This is a genomic window from Cupriavidus sp. 01L46, from assembly GCF_056399905.1.
Genome location: NZ_JBFTSF010000548.1, coordinates 1 through 1,927 on the forward strand (window position 1 = coordinate 1; position 1,927 = coordinate 1,927).

A 1,927-nucleotide genomic window follows, 5' to 3' on the forward strand; every position below is an offset into this window, starting at 1 on the left:
TTCCAGGTCAACGTCAAGGAGAACACGGACCTGAAGGGCGCGGTGCTGGCCAGCACGGCAGACGCTGGCAAGAACAGCCTCACCACCGGCACGCTGACCACTAGCGATATTGAGAACAAGGCGGAGTACAGCAGTAGTTCTTCCACCATTGCCGGCAGCTTCGCCGTCGGCAAGAGCATGCCCGACGTCAAAGACGGCGACACCCTGATCAAAGCGCACACCGAGTGGGGCAACGGGAACTTGCTGCAGAACGGCGTCAACTCCCTGGCAGCCACGGCAGCAGGCAATGCGCAAAAGCCGATCGAAGGCAATGCCGCCGGCACTACCAGGAGCGCTATTGCCAATGGCACGGTGACCATTACCAATGCCGAGGCGCAGAAGGAGAAGACTGGCAAGACGGTGGAAGAAGTGCTTGCCAGCTTGAATCGGGATACGGATGGCGCTAACCAGGCTCTCGATAAGATTTTTGATGCGAAGAACGTAAAGGAGCTGCAGGAGGAGAACAAGGTCCGGGCCGAACTGGTGCAGCAGTTGGCGCCGATGGTTTATGACAAGATCGGTGACATGCTGGTGGGCTCCTCGCCCGGCACCAAGGCCGCTGTTCACGCTCTGGTGGGCGGTCTGCTTGCCCAGGCGGCGGGTGGCAGCTTCGCTGCGGGCGCAGCAGGTGGAGCGGCGGCCTCGCTGGCAATGGAGGCTTTTGGTAAGGCGCTCCTCGATCAGCCGGGCYTGAGTGAGAACGATCGTAAGGCGTTGGTGCAGTTGGCTGGGCTGGTTGTTGGTGGGGTGGCGGGTGGCGCGGCAGGCGGGTCGGTTGCTGATGTCGCTGCGGGTGCGAATATTGGGAAGGTGGCGACGGAGAATAACTACCTGAACCATGAGCAGAAGGATGCCCTGGCTAAGGAGCTCCTGAAATGCCAAGGCGAAGCCACTTGCGTTACCCGAACCGTTAGCAAGTACCAGAACGTCGACCAGCAACAGCATGCCGACGCGCAAAGTTGTAGTGACCCGACGCTCTGCAAAGACGTCAGCCTGGAGGCGCGGCGTGGTGGTGGTTTTGACCGGAATGACGCAGCCTTCTTGTGCGGTGGCGTGTCGTCTTGCGAGAGTTATCTGACAAACCTAGGTTCGCAGAACAAAACGGATGAGTTCTCAGCGTTGAGACGTGCAGAGCAAGTACAGATTGCTCTAGAGAACGCCGTTACTAAGGGTACTCTTGTCGACGCACTAGACACTACGATGGTGTCCGGTGCCTCCTTCGGTACCGGAGGAGGTGCGATTGCCGGTGCGACCGCGGGCCGTAAGCCGGCTAATTCTGGTGGCACGTCAGCCGGCGGCGGGCAGCAAGGCCGCATGAGCGGCGTCGCAGATCTTTTTGACAAGACCAGCCCCGTGAACGAGATTTCGCTGAATGGCAAAAGATACACTGCAACTGCGGATAGCAACAAGGCTGGTACTACGAAGGTGTTTGACACTAGCCGTTTGCCGAATACGCAGCTTGAGTCCCAAGCGCGCGCATTCGTTGATGACCTGACTGGCGGGGTGCCATTGAGCCCGAAGGGTAACCCGCCTCAGGTTTGGACGACGACGCTGGCTGACGGCACGACGATCAACTTAAGATCTGTTTCAAGCTCAACGGTGGGTACAAGTGGAAATCAGGCTAGGTGGACTGTGGACGTCATCAATAATCCATCGATCCAGGCGGTTGTTCCTCGGCCACGTATCGAAATCAAATTCAAGTAGGAGGATTCATGCTGTCGGATGCGCAGTACGACTTTATTGCTGATGGATGCGAGGACATGGAGCTCGATGCCATATGGGACTATTTCTCGAAGCCATTTGGTAGCCCATTCTTGCCCCTTGATCTCCGCACATTTGAGGATCGACGGGACGCATTTCTGTGGGTATTGGAGCGCCTATTGAGGGA

1 protein-coding gene is annotated in these 1,927 nt (G+C 57.9%); it reads left to right on the plus strand.

The window, feature by feature from the left end; all coding sequences use genetic code 11:
* Positions 1–1,743, plus strand: a 1,743-nt coding sequence (locus tag AC1DS3_RS38185) for a VENN motif pre-toxin domain-containing protein (RefSeq protein WP_477129312.1), incomplete at its 5' end; no start/stop codon positions are given.
* Between the last annotated feature and the right edge of the window lie 184 nt (positions 1,744–1,927).